Here is an 18,728-nt window from a genome sequence, read left to right as displayed (position 1 = left end):
ATGAGGCAACGAATCACCGTTTCGCGCGCATTTCTGATGAGTCAACGCGGTCGGTAGGCAAGCGTAGAGTCGCAAGTATGTTCGAATCCGTGGCCGACCCGATCGCTTATGAGGCGTCACTGGTCGCACGCATCGCGGAGTTGGAACGCGGCAAGTCCGCCGCAGCCGCCGAACAGGCCAGAGTCACCGCCGAACTCGACGCGGCCCGCCGTGCTCGGGAGGCGGCCGACGGCGTGCCCGCCGCCAAACGTGGGCGCGGCCTCGCCGCCGAGATCGCGCTCGCCCGCCACGATTCCCCCAACCGGGGCGGCCGGCACCTCGGCTTCGCCCGGGCGCTCGTCCACGAGATGCCCCACACCCTCTCGGCGTTGGAAGCCGGTGCGCTCTCCGAATGGCGCGCGACTCTGATCGTGCGCGAGTCGGCGTGCCTGTCGCTCGAGGACCGCCGAACCCTGGACCTCAGAATGTGCGCCGACCAGTCTGCACTGGAGGGCCTCGGCGACAAGCGAATTGAGGCTGAAGCCAAGACCATCGCCTACCAACTCGACCCGCAGGCGGTCGTGGACAAGGCAGTTCTTGCCCAATCCGAGCGCACCGTCACGGTCCGCCCGGCCCCCGACGCGATGACGTACGTGACCGCTCTACTCCCCATGGCGCAGGGTGTGTCTGTCTACGCGGCGCTAAAGCGCGAGGCCGACACCACTTTCGACGGCCGCGGTCGTGGCCAGGTCATGGCCGACACCCTGGTCGAGCGGGTAACCGGTCAGCCCGCCGACGTCGCGGTCCCCGTCGCGGTCAACCTCGTGATGACCGATGAAACCCTGCTTGGCGGCCGCACCTCACCCGCGCACATCCCCGGTTACGGTCCGGTGCCGGCCGCCATCGCGTGCCGTCTGGCGGGCGACGCGATCACCGACGAGCAGTCCAAAGCCACCCTGCGCCGGCTGTATCGCCACCCTGACTCGGGAGCATTGGTCGCGATGGAGTCTCGATCACGGCTGTTTCCAAAAGGTCTCGCGCAATTCATCGCGTTTAGAGATGACACCTGTCGTACGCCCTATTGCGATGCGCCGATTCGGCATACCGACCATGCCACACCGCACGCGCGCGGTGGTCCCACCGCTGGCGCCAACGGTCTCGGTGAGTGTGAGGCTTGCAACTACGCCAAGGAAGCGCCTGGTTGGCAAGTCCATACGTTTGACGCCGACGGCCAGCGCCACAAGGCGGTGTACGTCACGCCGACCGGTGCGCACCACGAATCACACGCACCGCCATTGCTCAATGACGTCGTCGTGTTCAAGCCGAGCGTCGTCGAGGCGCTGGTCGCCAATCAGCTCGCATGTCTGACTGCCGCCTGATCCGTCACCAGACGGTGGATTCTCCCTCCCTCTGCTCACAGGGCATCGCGACGGCGATAGATGGCGCCGGCGGCGAAAGTCAGGGCGGCGGCCACGACGATCATCACGACCAGGGCCAGAACCGGGTAGTCCGACGGCGCGGTGGTCTGGCCGACCGGGGAAAGGTCGAGCAGCCAGCTCGGCAGGCGCAAGAGCGCACCTAGGTACAGCGATACGACCACGAACGTGACTGCAAGCCAGCCGATCCATCCCCTTTTGATCGCGACCCCGACCGCCGCGATACCCGCCATCACGGCCATCGCAGGCACGTAGGCCAGGCCCGCCACCGTCAGCCGCACGATCGTGCCCGGTTCCCCGAGCGTGATACCCGCACCCAGACCATTGCCCAGGCCGGCGAAGAACATCAGCACGGTGGAGCCGACGAGTGCCGAGGCGACCGCGGTGAGCAGCCAGCGCCAGCGTGACACCGCGCCGGCCAGCACAGCTTCGCCGAGGCCCTTCTCTTCATCGCCGAGCACCCGCAGCACCGACGACACGACGTACGCGGTGGCCGCGGCGGCGAGGAACTGCGTCATCGTGGTGTACACGCTGTCGGTGCCCTGCGCCACCAGCACGCGTTGAATGAGTTCGTTCTCCTCGGCGGCGTCCAGCAGCGATTTTGTCATCGAGCCAAGAGCCAAGCCGCCCAAGAAGAGTCCGACCGACCAGCCAATGGTCTGGCCGCGTTGCAGCGCCAGATGCAGACCTAGCACGGATCTGATGGCGTGCGCGTTCGGACGCTCGCCGGTGGACGCGATGATGCTGTCGTCGTACTGCCGTCTGCTCTCCAGGCCGGCGGCCAGCGCGATCAGCCCGAGGGTGAGGGCGACGAGCAGGGCGAACGGCCACCAGCGCACGTCGACGAATGCCCGCATCTGCTGCGCCCATGCGATCGGCGAGAACCAGCTCAGCGCGCTGCCGGAGTTCTCGATGACGTCGCCGATCCCGCGGACGAAGACGGCGAGCGCAAGCATGGCCATCGCGGCGCCGGTGGCGGTGCGCGACTGCCGCCACAGCTGGGCGGTGACGGCGGCCACCGCGCCGAACACCATGGCCACCCCTGTGACGCCGAGACACATCGCGGCGGTGTCGACCAGCCCGAAACCGGTGGAGGCCATTGCCAGCGTCATCGTCACCGTCAGCGCGACATTCACACCGCCGATCATGATTGACGCGGCGGTCGTTCGTGCATAGCGTCCGACAACCGAGGACAGCACCAGTTCCGCTGCACCGCTTTCTTCCTCGGCGCGGGTGTGCCGAATCACGGTGAGAATGGCCAGGATCGACGTCGCGACGATCATGGTGAGCATGAGCTCGTTGGCCATCATGGCGCCGAGGTCGGTTTCGTTGCCGCCGAACATCGGCCCGCCCATGATGATCGCCGCCGGCGTCTTCATCAGGTTCACGCGGGCCTGACGTTGCGCCTCGTCCGGATACGCCAGCTTGATCGCGTTGGGGGCGTACACCATCATCAGCGTCAAGGCCGCCAGCCAGATTGAAAGGCGAATTCGGTCGCGGCGCAGGGCCAGCCGGAGGAGGCTCAGCGTGCCCGTCCACAACCCGGCGTTTCGTTGAGGTGTGTGCGTTGCGAGGGCGGTGCTCATCGCGAGGCTCCCTGGTACTCACGTAGGAACAGGTCTTCGAGCGACGCCGGTGCCACGGTTAGGTCGAGGATGCCCAGGTCGGTGAGTTCACCCATGGCGCGGTCGAGTTCGTTGCGGTCGACGGAGAACGTGTAGTGGCCATCGTTGATCGCGAAGTCGTGCACGAACGGACTGCGTTGCAGCGCTTGCCCATCGGTGCGGGTGCGCACCGTTACCGTTGTCCGCATCAGGTGCCGGAGCTCGTCGAGCGAGCCCGACTTCACCGTGCGGCCGGAGCGAATGATCGTCACGGTGTCACACAGCTTCTCGACCTCGGCGAGGATATGGCTGGACAGCAGGACCGCCGCACCGTGTCCGGTCACTTCCTCGACGCACTGCTGAAACGCCTTCTCCATCAACGGGTCCAGTCCAGAAGTCGGCTCGTCGAGAATGTAGAGCTCGGCGTTGGTGGAGAACGCCGCGACAATCGCCACCTTCTGCCGGTTGCCCTTCGAGTAGGTGCGCGCCTTCTTGTGCGGGTCGAGCTCGAAGCGCTCGATCAGCTGGTCGCGTCTGCGGGTGTCGACGCCGTTGCCGCGCAGGCTGGCCAGGAAGTCGATGGCCTGCAGGCCGGTCAGGTTCGGCCACAGTGTCACGTCACCTGGGACGTAGGCGATTCGGCGGTGCAGGTCGACGGCATCGTGCCACGGGTCGCCCCCGAGCAGCCGTACCGTTCCGCCGTCGGCGCGCAGCAGGCCGAGCAACACGCGGATCGTGGTGGACTTGCCCGCTCCGTTGGGGCCGAGGAATCCTGCGATGTCGCCGTGCGCAACCGTGAGGTCGAGGCCGTCGAGCGCTTTGGTTCGTCCGAAAGACTTTGACAATCCACGAATCTCGACCGCGAGTTCCGATCGCGCGCCAGCATTAGTGCGCTGTAGGGACGCTGCCGTCATTTCCATCTCCTTCTCCGGCTGTGAACGGGATGCCTTTTTCGTGTTGTGCCAGGAACGCGTCGTACATGGTCGAGTCGGCCATCAGGCCGTTGGTGAACATCTCCAGCGCCGGCAGCATCATGTCTTCGCCGTAATCGCGCAGCACGGCCCGAAGGTCGGTGGGGTCTTCATGCATTTGCAGATAGAGCAGGAAACCGCCGCCGTTGATCATGCTGAGGTATCTCGCCCTGGCCTTCGGGTCGCGGCTCGGCTTGAGAATGCCTGCCTGAACGCCCTCCCCGATGTACTGCTCGGCATTGTCGATCATGCGCTGCCAGAACGACTTTGCGAGGTCGCTGCCCGACTGCATGCTGCGCACCAGATACGCCATCATCGGGGCGTATTCCTCGATCTCGGCAACCTGTGCGAGCCAGTCGGACGGGTCGGTGGTGCGCATGGACTCGGTTTTGGACTCGCGCACCATCTCGGCGATGTGGTCGTCGCACGCCTTGCGCAGGCCGTCTTTGGAACCGAAATGGTGGATCACCAGCGCGGCGGACACGCCCGCGGCCTCGGCGATGGTCCGGAGCCCCACATTGAACCCGTGTCTGCCCCACTGGTCGATCGCGGCATCGCGGATCCGAGCGATGGCCGTCCGATCGTCAGGGGCTGAACGCATGTTTAGTACGCTAAACGCGCGTTCAGCCGACGGTCAAGGGACTATCCCGTCAAGAGTCCGTAAAGATCGCGCCATCGTCCGCCTGACGCGGCGAACGGGGTCCTAGTCGCGGGCAGCGGCGAGCAAGCCGTCGCCCAACGGGATCAGCACCGGCGTGAGCCGCTCGTCCTCCGCGATGAGCCGCGCGGCCTCGCGTACCGCGGCGACCTCGGCGTCTTTGGCATGGACATCGCCGGCCCGCCCGCCCAGCGCGGCGCGGTGCACCACGATGGCCCCGCCGGAGCGCAGCAGTCGCACGCCTTCTGTCACGAAGTGCGGCTGATCGGCCGGATCGGCATCGATGAACACCAGGTCGTAGGACTCGTCGGCGAGTCGGGTGAGCACTTCCTGCGCCCGGCCGCTGATCAGCCTGCTGCGGCCTGGGCCGACACCGGCCTCGGTGAACGCCTGCTTCGCGATGCGCTGATGTTCGGGCTCGACGTCGATCGTGGTGAGCACACCGTCCTCGCGCATGCCCGACAGCAGCCACAACCCGCTCACCCCGGCGCCGGTGCCCACCTCGACGACCGCCTTGGCGCCGGTCATCTTGGCGAACACACACAGCAGCGCCCCGACGGCGGGGGTCACCGCGCCCGCCCCCAGTTCGACCGCGCGTTCACGGGCGGCCGCGACGATCGCGTCCTCCGAGATCGACTGCTCGGCATGCTTGACGATCGACTCGGCGCGACTCTGCGGTCCGCCGCCTATCACGTCGTCGATGCCAGCCATGCCCGCAGCGTAGAACCTCCTCCGGAGGGCACGCTCGCGACACGCCCGTCCCCGAACTGCGGACTTCCGTCGAAATGGCCTGGTTCTCGCAGGTCGAAAATGGGTAGAAGATCTTTCTCAGGAAATGTTCAGTGTGCTCATATGCCAAACACACCAGGGTCGGAGACGGTATGTCCCATGGATGACGGCGGGCGTTGGGATACCGGGAATAAGCGCAGGGAATTTCACGTTGCCGCCATCGTCGGGCCGTCGATAAATGACGATGGCTGTCAACAGGAGGATCTGACGAAGAATTCGAACGCCCCAGCTGCACCGGCCGCGCCATCGTCGATGGCTCATCTCGAGCAGTACACCGACGGGGAATGGGTTGAGCCTTCCGACGAACTGACCGGGACCGCCGTCTTCGACGCGACGGGTGACCAGACCACCATGCCGTCCTGGGACGAGCTGGTGCGCCAGCATGCCGACCGCGTCTACCGACTGGCATACCGCCTGTCCGGCAACCAGCACGACGCCGAGGACCTCACGCAGGAGACGTTCATCCGCGTCTTCCGCTCGGTGCAGAACTACCAGCCGGGCACGTTCGAGGGCTGGCTGCACCGCATCACCACGAACCTGTTCCTGGACATGGTTCGCAGGCGCGGCCGCATCCGCATGGAGGCGCTGCCGGAGGACTACGACCGTGTGCCCGCCGACGATCCGAACCCCGAGCAGATCTATCACGACTCGCGACTGGGTCCCGACCTGCAGGCCGCGCTGGATTCGCTGCCGCCGGAGTTTCGCGCCGCCGTGGTCCTGTGCGACGTCGAGGGCTTGTCCTATGAGGAGATCGGCGCGACGTTGGGCGTCAAGCTCGGCACCGTCCGCAGCCGTATTCACCGCGGCAGGCAGGCGTTGCGCGACTACTTGGCCCGCCACGGTGACGGGGATTCGACCCACTACCGGGACACGGCCAAGTCAGCCTGAGTGTTCGCAGGTGTTTGGCGCCGCGCGCCGCGCTACATTCGAGTCAGTAACGTTGACGCGACGCGAGTACGCCGAGAGGAGCTGGGCGATGGTCGACCCGGGGCACATGTTCCGCCGTGCGTTCTCCTGGCTGCCTTCTCAGCTGGCATCTCAGAGCGATGCGCCCGTGGGGCCTCGGCAGTTCGGATCCACTGAGCATCTGTCGACGGAGGCCATCGCGGCGTTCGTCGACAACGAACTGCGCCTCACCCCACATCTGCGCGCGGCCAGTCATCTTTCGCTGTGTCCGCAGTGCGCGGCAGAGGTCGACGCGCAGCGGCAGGCGCGCAGTGCGCTGCGGGAATCTCATCCGATAGCCATTCCCAGCTCGTTGCTGGGCCAGCTGTCGCAGATTCCGCTATGCAGCGGCAACGCCCCGGATCCGACTGCCGCGGCACAGGACTCGCAGTTAGCTGACGGCGCGCAGCAAAGCCGCCGTAAGCGCCGGTAGAGTGGATACAAAGTCGATCAACGGCGTGCGCCGGCCATTGCTGGCGCTCGGATAGAGGTGATGAACGGGTGAGCAATCTGGACGAGACCGGACGCGAACGTCTCGAGCCGCGGCCGGTGTCGCGGCCGGCTGTCGACCCGGCGTCACGGCGTGCCTTCGGCAGGCCCGACGGCGTGAGCGGATCTTTCCAGGGTGCGGAGAAGTACCGCGACCAAGGCGCCTTCACGCCGAAGGATCAGCCGCCCGATCCCGTGCTGGCCGAGGCGTTCGGCCGGCCCTACGCCGGCGGCGATTCGCTGCAGCGTCACCCCGCCGATGCCGGTGCGCTGGACGCCGAACGCGAAGGGCCGGGCGCCGACGAACCCGATGATCCGTGGCGTAATCCGGGTGCCCCGGTGGAACTGGGCACTCCGGCGATGACCCAGCCGCCACGAGCGGCCTCCAACGTCAGCACCGGCAAGCTCGGCGTGCGCGACGTCCTCTTCGGCGGCAAGGTCTCCTACGTCGCGCTCGCGGTTCTCGGCATCGTCGCGCTCGTGATCGGGTTCGCCGGAGGCTGGGTCGGTCGTACGACGGCCGAGGTGGTCCAGGCCTTCACCACGTCCAAGGTGACGCTCGAGACCAGCGACGTCGGCGACGCGCCGGAGGGCCGGTTCGCCAAAGTCGCTGCGGCAGTTGCCGATTCTGTGGTCACGATCGAGACCAAGAGCGACGAGGAGGGCTCGCAGGGCTCCGGTGTCGTGGTCGACGGGCGCGGCTACATCGTCACCAACAACCACGTGATCTCCGAGGCCGCGGTCAACGCGAGTAAGTACAAGATGACCGTGGTCTTCAACGACGGCAAGGAAGTGCCAGCCAACCTCGTCGGCCGTGATCCGAAGACCGACCTCGCCGTGCTCAAGGTCGACAACGTGGACAACCTGACAGTCGCCAAGCTGGGTGACTCCGACAAGCTCTACGTCGGCGAAGAAGTGATCGCCGCTGGCGCCCCGCTGGGTCTGCGCAGCACCGTCACGGCGGGCATCATCAGCGCTCTGCACCGCCCGGTGCCGCTGTCGGGTGACGGTTCGGACACCGACACCGTCATCGACGGTGTGCAGACCGACGCGTCGATCAACCACGGCAACTCCGGCGGCCCACTCATCGACATGAACGGTGACGTCATCGGCATCAACACGGCGGGCAAATCGTTGTCGGACAGCGCCAGTGGTCTGGGCTTCGCGATTCCGGTGAACGAGGTCAAGACGGTCATCGAGTCGCTGATCCGCGACGGAAAGATCGCGCATCCGACACTGGGCCTGACCGCCCGCTCGGTGAGCAACGACCTCGCGTCGGGCGCCCAGGTCGCCAACGTGAAGGCCGGCAGCCCGGCCGAGAAGGCGGGCATCCTGGAGAACGACGTCGTCGTCAAGGTGGGTGACCGAACCGTGGCTGACGCCGACGAATTCGTCGTCGCCGTGCGCCAACTCAAGATCGGACAGGACGCGCCCATCGAGGTCATGCGGGACGGCAGGCCCGTCGTCCTGACCGTCAACCCCGGCCCCGACAACAGCACCTAGAGATGTTCGCGAACGTCGGCTGGGGCGAGATGCTGGTCCTGGTGATCGCCGGTTTGGTGATCCTGGGCCCGGAACGGCTGCCCGGCGCCATCCGATGGACGTCGAGCACGCTGCGGCAGGCCCGCGACTACATCAGCGGCGCCACCAGCCAGCTGCGCGACGATCTCGGTCCGGAGTTCGACGACCTTCGTGAGCCGTTGAGTCAGCTGAACAAGCTGCGCGGAATGACGCCGCGTGCGGCGCTCACCAAACATCTCCTCGACGGCGACGACTCGATCTTCACCGGCAAGTTCGACACCCCCGCGACCAATGCCGAGAAGCCCGTGAGTGACGGTGCGCCGAAGCCGGTGTCACCGCAGGAGCCATCGCAACCCGAGACGCCCGAGGTTCCGGCGAAAACCCCTTACGACAGCGACGCGACCTAACGGCCGGCCGGGTCCAGGCCCAGAGACATGCCCGCGAGTCCCCGCTTGCGGCTCGACAGCGCATCGGCGATGTTGCGCAATTCCTTGCCCGCCACCGAATCCGGTGCCGACAGCACCAGCGGCACCCCGGCGTCGCCTGCAGCGACCAGCGCGGGATCCAGCGGAACCTGTCCCAGCAGCGGCACGTCGGCGCCCACCGAACGGGTCAGGCTCTCGGCGACCTGCTTGCCGCCGCCCTCGCCGAAGATCTGCATCGTCGTACCGTCAGGGAGCAGCAGACCGGACATGTTCTCGACCACGCCGACGATGCGCTGCCGGGTCTGCAGCGCGATGGCGCCCGCCCGCTCGGCCACCTCGGCCGCCGCCAGCTGAGGCGTCGTCACTACCAGGATCTCCGCTCCGGGGATCAGCTGGGCCACCGAGATGGCGATGTCTCCGGTGCCCGGCGGCAGGTCGAGCAGCAGGACATCCAGATCGCCCCAGTAGACGTCGGCGAGAAACTGTTGCAGTGCGCGGTGCAGCATCGGTCCGCGCCACACCACCGGCGTGTTGCCCTGGGTGAACATCGAGATCGAGATGACGCGAACGTCGTGCGCGACAGGCGGCAGGATCATCGACTCGACCTGGGTGGGCCGGTCGGTGGTGCCCATCATCCGCGGCACCGAATGCCCGTAGATGTCGGCGTCCAGCACGCCCACCGTCAGCCCGCGCGCGGCCATCGCCGCCGCCAGGTTGACGGTGACGCTGGACTTGCCGACGCCGCCCTTGCCCGACGCCACGGCGTAGACCCGGGTGAGCGAACCGGGCTGGGCGAAGGGGATGATCGGCTCGCGGGCATCGCCGCGTAGCTGCTTGCGTAGCTCAGTGCGCTGCTCGTCGCTCATCACGTCGAGGGTCACCTTCGCGTGACCCGTGCCCGGGACATCGGCGACGGCTTGGCTCACCAGTTGGGAGATCTCGTTCTTCTTCGGGCACGCCGAAGTGGTGAGGTAAATCTCGACGTGCACCCCGCCGTCGGGCTCGATGGTGACGCTTTTGACCATGCCGAGCTCGGTGATCGGCCGCCGCAGTTCCGGATCGATTACCTTCGACAGCCCCGAACGGACTGCGGACTCCAGGTCAGGAGAAGTAGTGGACATCGCTGTCGAGTCTAGGCCGACCCGACGGGCGTTCTAACCGGCCGGTGCGGGCACAGGACCGGGAGGCGGTCCCGGTGGTGCGCCCTGCGGCGCGACCGGACCCGGCGCAGGACCGGGCGGCGGTGCCAACGGACCCGGGGCGGGTCCGGGACCCGGGGCGGGTCCGGCCGGGACGGGTCCCGGGGGAGGCGCCATCGGGCCGGGCGGCGGTGCCATTCCCGGCGGCACCATCTGCTGCGCGACGGGCGGCCCGCCCAGCGCAGCCTGCAGCGGTGCGGGCTGGTCCTTGATGCAGAACACCGCACACTCCGGCGTCGGCCTCGGAGGCGGCTGCATCCACGGCGGCACCCACGGCGCCGGTTGCTGCGATGTTGCCGGGGTTGCCAACGGGCCGGGTGCGGGACCGGGCAGCGGGCCCAGCCGCTGACCGGGCACGAAGCCGGGGAGCTGGCTGGCGACGTCGCTACGCGCCAGCACCGGCATCAGTGCCAGCGGATCGTTGGAAGGCAGACCCAACGCGTTGAGCGGCAATCCCGGACCGAGGCCTTCGTATTCATTGAGGTGCGTAGGGCCGCCGTCGTCGTCGCCCAAGACGGGGACCGATCCGGTGATGGGCGGCAGATCGACCGGCACGACGCCGGTGGCGTACGCAGCGGCCCAGCCCAACACGTTGCGGGCGTAGGCCACCGAGTTGTTGTAGCGCAGGATCGCCGACATCACGTGAGACTGATCGCGCAGGTTCATGTCACCGCTGCACAGATAGCGCGCGGCGGCCAGGGTCGAGTCGAACAGGTTCTGCACCTCGGCCTTGCCGTCCCCGTCGCCGTCGGACGCGTAGCGCGACCAGGTACCGGGAAGGAACTGCATCGGACCCATGGCGCGCGCGTAGGTGACGCGCTCGGCCGAGCGGTTCTGCACGATGATCTCGTTGCCGGGCAGGGTTCCGTCCAGTGCGGGCCCGTAGATGGGCCGCACGGCCGTACCGCGGGCGTCGGTGGCGCCGCCATAGGCGTGCATCGACTCGATACGCCCGATGCCCGCCAGCAGGTTCCAGCTGACGCCACAGCCAGGATCCGCCACGGCCATCATCCGCTCGGCGTTGCGGTATGCCGCCAGGGCCATCCCCGGAATGCGAAGTGTGCCAGGAGCATTCACCACAGCCGCGGGCTGAGGAGACGAAGCCGCCGAGGCGGCGATATGGAAATCGGTCGGTGTCTTGGTCACCGCGACCACCGTCGGGCCGGCGCGGTCGACCGAGGACGACTCGACAGAGGCCAGTGGGGTGACCGCGGAGTCGCGTACCGGTGAGCTCGGTTGTACGGATGCCCCCACGGCGCCGACCAGAATGATCGGCGCGATGACTGCGAATCCCGAGGCGACGCGGGCACGGGCAGGGGTGAGGGCGCCGCGAACATTGGACGGTTTGACGGCAGCGCTGATGTTGACGGCTCGCATGCGAGAAACACCATCGCCAGCACCGTGCGCGACTCGCTTTGCCCCCCGTCGCACTGCCCCGAGGGCGGCCCCTGCCCCTATGCGCACTCAACCGTCCTTGGTCTGTTGTGGTTGTGAACCAAGTCACCATACCTAGTCGGTATCTCGCGCGTTACAGCAATGGCGTTACGTGATTCAGCTCTGCTTTTTCGAGCGCCGCTCATTCTGCTCTGCTTTGCCGCCGCCGTCGCGCTTATCGGACCCCGCAGGCGCGGCCAGCCGGCTCAGCAGCTCGTGAATTTCCTCGAGCTCGCGCCGCAGGTAGTCGCGGGTGGCGACCTCGCCGACCGCCAACCGCAATGCGGCCAGCTCACGTGCCAGATACTCGGTGTCCGCCTTGGTCTGTTCGGCCCGCCGACGGTCTTCCTCGAGCGACACCCGATCCCGGTTTTCCTGCCGATTCTGAGCCAGCAGAATCAGCGGCGCCGCATACGCCGCCTGGGTGGAGAACGCGAGATTGAGCAGGATGAACGGATACGGATCCCACCGCAATTTCACGGCAAACAGATTCAGGATGATCCAAACGATCACCATGATGGTCTGCCAGGCCAGGTAGCGACCCGTGCCCAGAAAGCGAGCGATCGACTCCGAGAACTTGCCGACGGCCTCGGCGTCGACGTTGAGCGTGAACCGTCGACGGGAGACCCGCGGGGTGTCCAAACGCTGGCGCGCGGTCAGGTCGCTCATCACGCGCCCTCGTTGGCGGTGAACAGCTCGGGCTCTTCGCGTTCACGCCAGTCGTGCGGCAGGAGATGGTCGAGCACGTCGTCGACCGACACCGCGCCGAGCAGGTGGTTCTCCTCGTCGACCACGGGCCCGCATACGAGGTTGTACGCGGCGAAGTACCGGGTCACCGCCGACAACGAATCCTCCGGCGCCAAATTCGGAAGGTCGGTGTCCACGATCCCGCTGACCAGCTCTGCGGGCGGTTCTCGAAGGAGCCGCTGTAGGTGGACACAGCCCAGGTAGTGACCGGTAGGAGTGGCCGTTGGCGCACGGGTCACGAAGACCAGCGATGCGAGCGCCGGGGTCAGGTCGGGGTCGCGGACGCGGGCCAGTGCCTCGGCGACGGTGGTGTCCGGTGCGAGCACCACCGGTTCCGACGTCATCAGGCCGCCTGCGGTGTCGGGTGAGTGCGCCAGCAGCCGGCGCACGTCCTCGGAGTCCTCAGGGTCCATTCGGCGCAGGAACTGTTCGGCGTCCATTGGCGTCATGGTGCCCAGCAGGTCGGCGGCGTCGTCGGGGTCCATGGCCTCGAGCACGTCGGCGGCCCGTTCGGGGGGCAGCTTCCTGAGCACGTTGACCTGCTCGTCCTCGGGTAGCTCCTGCAGCACGTCGGCCAATCGCTCGTCGTCGAGCGCGTTGACCACCTCGTGGCGGCGCTTGTCAGGCAATTCGCGGATCGCCTCGGCCACCTCGACGGCGCGCTGACCGACGAACTGCTCCAGCAGCTGCGCGACCCCCTGATCGGGCATCGCCAGTCCCGACGGGGTCAGCCCCTGCACGTGCTGCCAGTCGATGATCTGCACATTGCCGCGGCGGCCGAGGCGTCGCGCAGGCCGCACCGCCACCTTGGTCACCATCCAGTCGCGCGTGCGGGTCGGTTCGATGCCGAGATCGACCACGTACACGTCGACTCCCTTCAACTGCTCCTGGTCGGGATCATCGACTCTGACCTGGGTTTCGACCACCTGGCCGAGCACGAGCACCTCACCGGGGCGCTGGGTGAACTTGCGCAGCGAGACGCTGCCGGTCGCCAGCGTCACAGCGCCGGGGTCGATGGACGTCACCCGCAGAATCGGCACGAAAATTCTCCGGCGCGTTAGCAATTCGACGACCAGACCGAGCACCCTCGGCTGTTGGCGCACGATGCTGATGCTGATCACCACATCGCGGACGCGGCCAAGGGACTCCCCGTCGGGTCCCAGCACCACCATCCCCACCAGCCGGGCCGCATAGACCCTGTTCACCGCCGCCATGCCTAGAAGGGTAAAGAGTGTGGTTGTGGAAAACCGCTATCGACCCCGCCGAACGATACTTTCGGTTCCAGGCAGCAGCGCGAAGATGATCGAGAAGGCAAAGTCCCTGCCCGCCGACGAGGTCTTCCTCGATCTCGAAGATGCGGTCGCGCCCGACGCCAAAGCCGAGGCGCGCGCCGCGGTGGCGGCCGCGTTGGCCGAGCCCGGTTGGGGCGGGCAGCTGCGCGGCGTTCGGGTGAACGACTGGACCACGCCGTGGACGCATGTCGACGTGATCGACGTGGTGTCGGCCGCGGGTGCGTCGCTGGACATTGTGGTGTTGCCGAAAGTTTCCGATGTCTCACACATCCACGCGCTCGACCTGCTGCTTGGTCAACTCGAGGCGACGCACGGATTTCCGTTGGGCCGCATCGGTATTGAAGCTCAGATCGAGAACGCCGAAGGGCTGACGAATATCGATGCGATCGCGGCCGCCCCACGGGTGCAGGCGCTGGTCCTCGGTCCCGCGGACATGGCCGCCAGCCTGAACATGCGCACGCTCGAGGTCGGCGAACAGCCCGAGGGCTACGACGTCGGTGACGCCCACCATCACGTGCTGATGCGAATTCTTGTCGCGGCCCGCACGCGCGGCATCCTGGCGATCGACGGCCCGTACCTGAAGGTGCGCGATGTCGACGGCTTCCGCCGGGTCGCGGGGCGGTCCGCTGCGCTGGGATACGACGGCAAGTGGGTGCTGCACCCCGACCAGATCGCCGCGGGCAACGAGATCTTCAGCCCTCGCCAAGAGGCCTACGAACACGCCGAGTTGATCCTCGAGGCCTACGAATGGCACACGTCGCGGGCCGGCGGTGCGCGCGGCGCGGTGATGCTCGGCGACGAGATGATCGACGAAGCGAGCCGCAAGATGGCGTTGGTGATCGCAGGCAAGGGCCGCGCGGCGGGGATGGAGCGCAAGGGCGAGCGGTTCAGCCCGCCGGCCTAGCGCCGGCAAGACGGCGGCCGGGTTGAGGTTAGCGGAGGGTGTAGACCCCGAGTGCAAAATAGAGCAGCAAGACGATCACCAAGGCCACGGTGAACAGCCCGCCGATGATCGTGCCCGCCAGCGCCATTCGCCACCCTTCCTGTCCGGTGTGTTTGGTCTCTCGCATCGCGATCACACCCAGGACGACGCCGACGATGGCCAACGGAGCGCAGCACACGCAGCCGGTGATGGACGTGACGAGGGACGCGATCGCCTTGCCGTTCGTGCCAGGAGGCTTGACCGCCCGATAAGGGTCGTAGGTCGGGTGGTACCCCGTTGCGCCTGGATATCCGGGTGGGGGGTAGATCGGCGGAGGCAACCCAGGTGCGGACGGATAGTCGACCGGCGCCTGGTCCGGACGCTCCGGGTCGCTGGCGTTCATCTGTCCGCAGACGTCCTTCGATCAACCAGCCATGACGCCGATGGTCCAGAGCACGTTGATGAGCAGCGAGAGCGCGCCGACCGCGATACCTGCGATGGCAAGTCCGTGGCCCTTTTCCCCGCTCTGTTTGATCTGATTCATGGCGACGATGCCGAGCACGATGCCGACGATCGATCCGATGCCGCAGCAGAATCCGACGATCGACGCCACCAGCGAGCCGATGGCCATCGCGTTGGTCTTCTCCGACGGCGCGCCGTACGCGGGATAGCTCGGAGCCGCGGGATAGCCCGGAGGTGGACCGAAGCCTGGAGGCGGGCCGTAGCCCGGCGGCGGGCCGTAGCCGGGAGGTGGTGGCGGTGTCCCATAGCCGGGAGCCGGTGGTCCGAAGCCGGGAGGCGGCGTGCTGTACGGCGGGGGCGGCGGATATCCGGAGGCAGCCGGAGCACCGAACTCGCCGTAAGACGGCGGCGGCGGATAACCCGGTTGTTCGAGCGGTGATCCGAACCCGCTCTGCGGATAGTCCGGCTGGGGTGTGGGGTCGTAGGCCGGCGGGGGCGTGTACCCCGGCTGCTCGAACGGCTTCTGCTCATAGACCTGGGTCGGTGGCTCGAGCGGCCTCTGCTCGTATACCTGGGTCGGCTGGTCGTGCTGCTCTCCGGACTGTTCCTGGCTCTGCTCGAGCGGCGGCGCCTCGTAGCTGGTCGACGCCGGCTCGGATGCCCCGTCGCCGGAGCCGGATGATGCCGTTCGGCTAGCGTCGTCGTCCGGATTTGTCATGCTGTTCAACCTAGCGCAAATACGCGGCACGTTTGCGGCGCGGAAGACGTTGTCTTGGTGAGATCGCCAGCCGGATCCGCGGCAACAGCAGGCACGCGATAAAGGAGAATGATTCAGCGATGACCAGCCCGTTCCAGCCTGGACAGCCGGCCGGCACAGCGCCAGGCACCCCGACGACCAGACGCGGTCCCGCGGCCCTGCCCACACCTCCGAAAGGCTGGCCGATCGGCTCGTACCCGACCTACGCCGAGGCCCAGAGCGCGGTCGACTACCTGTCAGACCAGCAGTTTCCGGTCCAGCAGGTGACGATCGTCGGTGTCGACCTGATGCAAGTGGAACGCGTCACGGGCAGGCTGAGTTGGCCCAAAGTGCTCGGCGGCGGTGTCCTCACCGGCGCGTGGCTGGGTTTGTTCATCGGCCTGATCCTGGGATTCTTCAGCCCGAGTCCGTGGGGCGCGCTGATCACCGGCCTCGTAGCCGGGGTGTTCTTCGGCCTCATCACCTCCGCGATTCCGTACGCGATGGCGCGTGGCACAAGAGATTTCAGTTCGACGATGCAACTCGTCGCGGGACGATACGACGTCCTGTGCGACCCCCAGAGCGCCGAGCACGGCCGGGATCTGCTGGCACGCTTGAAGATCTAGTCCGGGGACGCGTGGGCGTTAGCTGGCACTTTACCCAGGCGCGCAATTGCGTAACGGTGTGCGACGCGCGCGCGGCAAGTGTTGCAAATCACGCGTAACTGGCAATACGGTTTCCGCGCAGGAGTGTTGCTCGGAGCCGCCCCGGCGGCGACCTCGGACGCGGACGGAGGCAGCGGTGCGCCCATGGCGGCTTGGTGCTGCGGCATTGGCCGCGCTGACGACGGCGTCGGTCGTTTCGGCGTGCGGATCAGGCGGCGGCGGAATCGTCATCAACTACTACACGCCGGCAAGCGAGATGGCCACGTTCACCGCGGTCGCCAAGCGGTGCAACGAGGAGCTCGCAGGCCGCTTCACGATTCAGCAGATCAGCCTGCCGAAAGAAGCGGACGCCCAGCGGTTGCAGTTGGCGCGGCGGCTGACGGGCAACGACAAGACCCTCGACGTGATGGCCCTCGACGTCGTGTGGACGGCCGAGTTCGCCGAGGCGGGTTGGGCATTGCCGCTGTCCGAGGATCCCTCGGGTAGGGCCGAACAGGATGCGACCACGGACACGTTGCCGGGCCCGCTGGAAACCGCCAAGTGGCAGGACAAGCTCTACGCCGCGCCGATCACCACGAACACCCAATTGCTCTGGTACCGAGCGGACTTGATCAACGAGCCGCCCGCGACGTGGGATGCGATGGTGGCCGAGGCGACACGTCTGCACGCCGAGGGTAAGCCGAGTTGGATCGCGCTGCAGGCCAAGCAGTACGAGGGTCTGGTGGTGTGGTTCAACACGCTGCTGGAAAGCGCTGGCGGTCAAGTGCTTTCCGACGACGGCAAGACCGTCACGCTGACCGACACCGACGAGCATCGCGCCGCGACGGTCAAGGCGTTGGAGATCATGAAGGCGGTTGCCACCGCACCGGGTGCGGATCCGTCGATCACCCAGACCGACGAGGGCACCGCGCGTTTGGCGCTGGAACAGGGCAAAGCCGCGCTCGAGGTGAACTGGCCGTTCGTGCTGCCGTCGATGCTGGAGAACGCCGTCAAAGGTGGCGTTTCGTTCCTGCCGCTGAACCAGGATCCCGCGCTGGCGGGCAGCATCAACGACGTCGGCACCTTCTCGCCGAGCGACGCACAGTTCGAGGCGGCCTACGAAGCCAGCAAGAAGGTGTTCGGTTTCGCCAATTACCCGGGTGTGACCGACGAGCCGGCCAAGGTGACGCTCGGCGGTCTGAACCTCGCCGTAGCCAAGACGACGCAACATCGGGCCGAGGCTTTCGAGGCGATCCGGTGCATGCGCAGTGCGCAGAATCAGCGCTACACGTCGGTCGAGGGCGGCCTGCCCGCGGTGCGCGCGTCGCTGTACGACGATCCGACGTTTCAGGCGAAGTACCCGCAGTACGAGATCATCCGTGAACAACTGACCAACGCGGCGGTGCGGCCGGCGACGCCGGTCTATCAGGCTGTCTCCACCCGCATCTCGGCGACGCTGGCCCCGATCACCGATATCGACCCCGAGCGGATGGCCGACGAGTTGACCGTTCAGGTGCAAAAGGCGATCGACGGTAAGGGGCTGATTCCGTGACCGTCACCGCAGAGCCGGCCAAGGTCGGTACCGACGACACGAAATCTGAACGGCGACTGGCATTCACGCTGATCGCGCCCGCTGTCATCCTGATGCTTGCGGTCACCGCCTACCCGATCGGTTACGCGGTGTGGCTCAGCCTGCAGCGCTACAACCTCGCACAGCCCGACGATGTCGAGTTCGTCGGCCTGGAGAACTACATCACGGTGCTGACCGACCGGTACTGGTGGACGGCGTTCGCCGTGACGCTGGCGATCACCGTCGTGTCCGTGGCGATCGAGTTCGTCCTCGGCATGGCGCTGGCGCTGGTCATGCACCGGACGATCTTCGGCAAAGGCGTTGTGCGCACGGCGATCCTGATTCCATACGGAATCGTCACAGTCGCGGCGTCCTATAGCTGGTACTACGCGTGGACGCCCGGCACCGGATATCTGGCCAACCTACTGCCGGAGGGCAGCGCTCCACTCACCGAGCAGCTGCCGTCCCTGGCCATCGTGGTCCTCGCCGAGGTGTGGAAGACAACGCCGTTCATGGCGTTGCTGTTGCTCGCCGGGTTGGCGCTCGTGCCGCAGGATCTGCTCAACGCCGCCCAGGTCGACGGTGCGGGGGCATGGAAGCGGCTGATCAAGGTGATCCTGCCGCTGATCAAACCCGCGATTCTCGTGGCGCTACTGTTCCGCACGCTGGACGCGTTTCGTATCTTCGACAACATCTACGTGCTCACCGGCGGCGCCAACGACACCGGTTCGGTGTCGATCCTGGGCTACGACAATCTGTTCAAGGCGTTCAATCTAGGGCTGGGATCGGCGATCAGCGTGCTGATATTCCTGTCGGTGGCGGTCATCGCTTTCATCTACATCAAGCTCTTTGGGGCGGCGGCGCCCGGGTCTGACGAGGAGAGGCGCTGATGAGCGCTTGCGCGA

Annotated in this window: 19 protein-coding genes; 9 read left to right on the top strand and 10 right to left on the bottom strand. The window is 66.8% G+C overall.

Features of this window, described 5'->3' with window-relative positions; genetic code table 11:
- Positions 1-77 precede the first annotated feature (77 nt).
- Entirely contained in the window at positions 78-1,358 is a 1,281-nt protein-coding gene (locus M1248_RS21150) for a DUF222 domain-containing protein (RefSeq protein WP_317149620.1), read from the top strand.
- Between the two features lie 35 nt (positions 1,359-1,393).
- Here M1248_RS21150 and M1248_RS21145 read toward each other — a convergent pair whose 3' ends face one another.
- The 4 genes from M1248_RS21145 to M1248_RS21130 all read right to left on the bottom strand — a co-directional run bounded on the left by M1248_RS21145 (position 1,394) and on the right by M1248_RS21130 (position 5,359).
- Complete coding sequence (locus M1248_RS21145; protein WP_317149619.1) at positions 1,394-3,001, bottom strand: ABC transporter; 1,608 nt, start codon at positions 2,999-3,001, stop codon at positions 1,394-1,396.
- Entirely contained in the window at positions 2,998-3,933 is a 936-nt protein-coding gene (locus M1248_RS21140; RefSeq protein WP_163730172.1) for an ATP-binding cassette domain-containing protein, read from the bottom strand. The genes M1248_RS21145 and M1248_RS21140 overlap by 4 nt, the downstream gene beginning before the upstream one ends.
- Positions 3,905-4,591: a TetR/AcrR family transcriptional regulator gene (locus M1248_RS21135; protein WP_317149618.1), complete on the bottom strand. Its 687-nt coding sequence runs from the start codon at positions 4,589-4,591 to the stop codon at positions 3,905-3,907. The genes M1248_RS21140 and M1248_RS21135 overlap by 29 nt, the downstream gene beginning before the upstream one ends.
- Before the next feature lie 102 nt (positions 4,592-4,693).
- Positions 4,694-5,359: an O-methyltransferase gene (locus M1248_RS21130; protein ID WP_163730170.1), complete on the bottom strand. Its 666-nt coding sequence runs from the start codon at positions 5,357-5,359 to the stop codon at positions 4,694-4,696.
- A 177-nt stretch (positions 5,360-5,536) separates the two neighbouring features.
- On the opposite strand from M1248_RS21130, the gene sigE reads away from it, so the two are divergent.
- The 4 genes from sigE to tatB all read left to right on the top strand — a co-directional run bounded on the left by sigE (position 5,537) and on the right by tatB (position 8,799).
- Positions 5,537-6,325, top strand: coding sequence for an RNA polymerase sigma factor SigE (gene sigE / locus M1248_RS21125; RefSeq protein ID WP_163730169.1), 789 nt, complete (start codon positions 5,537-5,539; stop codon positions 6,323-6,325).
- A gap of 88 nt (positions 6,326-6,413) precedes the next feature.
- Positions 6,414-6,815 (top strand): anti-sigma E factor RseA, encoded by a 402-nt coding sequence (gene rseA / locus M1248_RS21120; RefSeq protein WP_163730168.1) that lies wholly within the window; start codon positions 6,414-6,416, stop codon positions 6,813-6,815.
- A gap of 68 nt (positions 6,816-6,883) precedes the next feature.
- Positions 6,884-8,374 (top strand): S1C family serine protease, encoded by a 1,491-nt coding sequence (locus M1248_RS21115; protein ID WP_163730167.1) that lies wholly within the window; start codon positions 6,884-6,886, stop codon positions 8,372-8,374.
- 2 nt (positions 8,375-8,376) lie between these two features.
- Entirely contained in the window at positions 8,377-8,799 is a 423-nt protein-coding gene (gene tatB / locus M1248_RS21110) for a Sec-independent protein translocase protein TatB (protein WP_163730166.1), read from the top strand.
- Here the strand turns inward: tatB and M1248_RS21105 are convergent.
- The 4 genes from M1248_RS21105 to M1248_RS21090 all read right to left on the bottom strand — a co-directional run bounded on the left by M1248_RS21105 (position 8,796) and on the right by M1248_RS21090 (position 13,411).
- Entirely contained in the window at positions 8,796-9,938 is a 1,143-nt protein-coding gene (locus M1248_RS21105) for an Mrp/NBP35 family ATP-binding protein (RefSeq protein WP_163730165.1), read from the bottom strand. The genes tatB and M1248_RS21105 overlap by 4 nt on opposite strands.
- A 33-nt stretch (positions 9,939-9,971) precedes the next feature.
- The gene (locus tag M1248_RS21100) at positions 9,972-11,393 is read right to left on the bottom strand and encodes a lytic transglycosylase domain-containing protein (protein ID WP_163730164.1); all 1,422 of its coding nucleotides are present in this window, start codon (positions 11,391-11,393) and stop codon (positions 9,972-9,974) included.
- 174 nt (positions 11,394-11,567) lie between these two features.
- Positions 11,568-12,119, bottom strand: a complete 552-nt coding sequence (locus tag M1248_RS21095; protein ID WP_163730163.1) for a DUF1003 domain-containing protein — start codon at positions 12,117-12,119, stop codon at positions 11,568-11,570.
- A complete protein-coding gene (locus M1248_RS21090) occupies positions 12,119-13,411 on the bottom strand; it encodes a magnesium transporter MgtE N-terminal domain-containing protein (RefSeq protein ID WP_163730162.1) in 1,293 nt (430 codons plus the stop codon). The genes M1248_RS21095 and M1248_RS21090 overlap by 1 nt, the downstream gene beginning before the upstream one ends.
- A gap of 25 nt (positions 13,412-13,436) precedes the next feature.
- Here M1248_RS21090 and M1248_RS21085 point away from each other — a divergent pair, with 25 nt between their 5' ends.
- On the top strand, positions 13,437-14,393 hold the full coding sequence (locus M1248_RS21085; protein ID WP_317149629.1) for a CoA ester lyase: 957 nt from the start codon (positions 13,437-13,439) through the stop codon (positions 14,391-14,393).
- 28 nt (positions 14,394-14,421) lie between these two features.
- On the opposite strand, the gene M1248_RS21080 is transcribed toward M1248_RS21085, so the two are convergent.
- Both M1248_RS21080 and M1248_RS21075 read right to left on the bottom strand, forming a co-directional pair.
- A complete protein-coding gene (locus M1248_RS21080) occupies positions 14,422-14,814 on the bottom strand; it encodes a DUF4190 domain-containing protein (protein WP_317149617.1) in 393 nt (130 codons plus the stop codon).
- A 21-nt stretch (positions 14,815-14,835) separates the two neighbouring features.
- Positions 14,836-15,591, bottom strand: coding sequence for a DUF4190 domain-containing protein (locus M1248_RS21075; RefSeq protein WP_317149616.1), 756 nt, complete (start codon positions 15,589-15,591; stop codon positions 14,836-14,838).
- Positions 15,592-15,710: 119 nt separating this feature from the next.
- Here M1248_RS21075 and M1248_RS21070 point away from each other — a divergent pair, with 119 nt between their 5' ends.
- From M1248_RS21070 to M1248_RS21060, 3 genes are all read left to right on the top strand, one after another.
- Positions 15,711-16,235 carry a general stress protein gene (locus tag M1248_RS21070; RefSeq protein ID WP_163730159.1) on the top strand — a complete coding sequence of 175 codons (525 nt, stop codon included), beginning with the start codon at positions 15,711-15,713 and terminating at the stop codon, positions 16,233-16,235.
- A gap of 175 nt (positions 16,236-16,410) precedes the next feature.
- Entirely contained in the window at positions 16,411-17,805 is a 1,395-nt protein-coding gene (locus M1248_RS21065) for an ABC transporter substrate-binding protein (protein ID WP_163730158.1), read from the top strand.
- The gene (locus M1248_RS21060; protein ID WP_317149615.1) at positions 17,802-18,713 is read left to right on the top strand and encodes a sugar ABC transporter permease; all 912 of its coding nucleotides are present in this window, start codon (positions 17,802-17,804) and stop codon (positions 18,711-18,713) included. The genes M1248_RS21065 and M1248_RS21060 overlap by 4 nt, the downstream gene beginning before the upstream one ends.
- Positions 18,714-18,728: the final 15 nt, after the last annotated feature.

Origin of the sequence: Mycobacterium sp. 29Ha (assembly GCF_032883055.1) — a bacterium.
In the GTDB taxonomy this organism is placed as follows: Bacteria; Actinomycetota; Actinomycetes; order Mycobacteriales; family Mycobacteriaceae; genus Mycobacterium; species Mycobacterium gallinarum.
Note: the sequence above shows the minus strand (reverse complement) of the source record. Positions and strands in the feature narration are given on the sequence as shown.